At 54.0% G+C, this 1,653-nt stretch carries 1 protein-coding gene and 1 pseudogene; both read right to left on the bottom strand.

The annotated features are described in order from the left end of the window. Window positions 1–266: pseudogene (locus tag M6F29_RS11580) on the bottom strand (hypothetical protein); the annotation flags it as partial. A 64-nt stretch (window positions 267–330) separates the two neighbouring features. After that, complete coding sequence (locus M6F29_RS11575) at window positions 331–1,389, bottom strand: 3-oxoacyl-[acyl-carrier-protein] synthase III C-terminal domain-containing protein (protein WP_298160037.1); 1,059 nt, start codon at window positions 1,387–1,389, stop codon at window positions 331–333. Window positions 1,390–1,653 lie beyond the last annotated feature (264 nt).

The raw sequence follows: 1,653 nt of genomic DNA, 5'->3' as shown, positions 1-1,653 counted from the left end.
AGTGTTTGTGGCGTGACCAGATTCAGCCGGTCCAGCAAAGTGATATGGGCGTCCGGCCAACCGGCAGACCGCCGCTGTGCCAAGCGGAGCATCAAGGAGCCGTCCCCCGCGCCAAGTTCGAGCAGGTTGCGCGGGCGGAATCCGACAGTGCAGCAGTCCAGTGCATGTTGCACGATCGGCAGGGTCGCCATCGCGCGATGGATGCGTCGCAGGTCTTGCCTGGAACGTTGCGCACGCGGATCCTCAACTGCAAGGCCATCTAACAATTCCGGCTCGACGCGCCGCGGTAAACTCAAGCCCACTTGTGTTTTCTCCTGGTTCCAGCCGAACTTACGCTGCCTTGAGCAAGGCGCCGTGGCAACTGAATCCGGCGCCGAAGGAGGATATCCACCACCATCCGGGCTTTGCATTGTCCTTAAGTGCTGCCTGCAACACAAAATAAATAAAGGCACTGCTCATATTGCCGTATAGACGAAGCATATCTGCGCTGTAATGCAGATCTTCAGTCGTGATTTTCAGTTGATTTTGTAGTGCAATCAGCACATCCCGTCCGCCTGCGTGCATGATCCAAGCACTCATATCCTCCGGTTTCAGGTTTGCGCCATTCAGCACTGTGTTCAAAACCTGCTGAGCATGACCGGCAGCCAGCCGGGGAACCGTTCTGGTCAGGACATTACGTAGCATCCCCTGACGTGTCTCGAAAAATAGTGCGTCGCGCTCCGCCGGGTTGATGAGTGATGCAAATCCTTTCCACTCGATGCTGCGTCGCTGTGGATTCTGATGTCTGGACAGCACTGCTGCTCCAGCCCCATCGCCGAATAGGCAGGCACTGATCAACACACCTGGATCATTGTCAAGATACATTGCCGCACTGCTCACCTCGACACAAATTGACAGTACATTCAGACAACTGCCGGTCGACAGCAATGCTTCGGCGAGGCGCCAATTGGGCAGCGCCGCCGCACATCCCTGTCCGACCAGATCAAAAGCGAGCACATCGGTTCGTAGCCCCAGGCGTTCGATAACGTAACTGGTCAACCCCGGACAGAGGTAACCCGTGCAAGTGCTGATTACCACACCATCAATTACGCTGGCATCGATACCAGCCTCCTTCAGTGCGGCCCCGCCAGCAGTTGCCCCCAGCGCGGGGGCATTGTCCAGAAAGCGGCCGTGCAGAGTGTCCGGGTCGATACTAAATACTTCATCCAGTGATTCGACGGCGAGCGACCTTGATTCGATGCCATTGTCCTTTTTGAGGACTGTTTCCATGATTATGTGTGAACGCAGATCAAGCCTTTGAAACCATTTCGAGGTCTTGAAGGCTTCCCAGCAGTCGGCTTTACTATAACGGTATGGCGGATTTGCTGTACCCATCCCATTGATAAACATACAAACTCCAGAAGTAATCCGGTTAACTTTCCGATTCGAACTGCGCTCAGACATGATTCGCGTCACCCTATGCATGAATTCAGTGTCGGAGAAATGGAATCCCGGAACGTAGTTCCATTTCAATACACCTGTTCATTTTCCAGAATGCCAACGTATGATGTCAGGAACCGTGCGTTAGCCCACATTTGTCAATGGCCAACAGATTTGACCCACTTTTGGCCATTAATTTTGACCCACCCCAACCCCAGAACCACCGCCTAATTT

The sequence above is a fragment of the Ferrovum sp. genome, from assembly GCF_027317285.1.
In the GTDB taxonomy this organism is placed as follows: domain Bacteria; phylum Pseudomonadota; class Gammaproteobacteria; order Burkholderiales; family Ferrovaceae; genus Ferrovum.
This window is presented reverse-complemented; position numbering and strand designations above follow the sequence as displayed.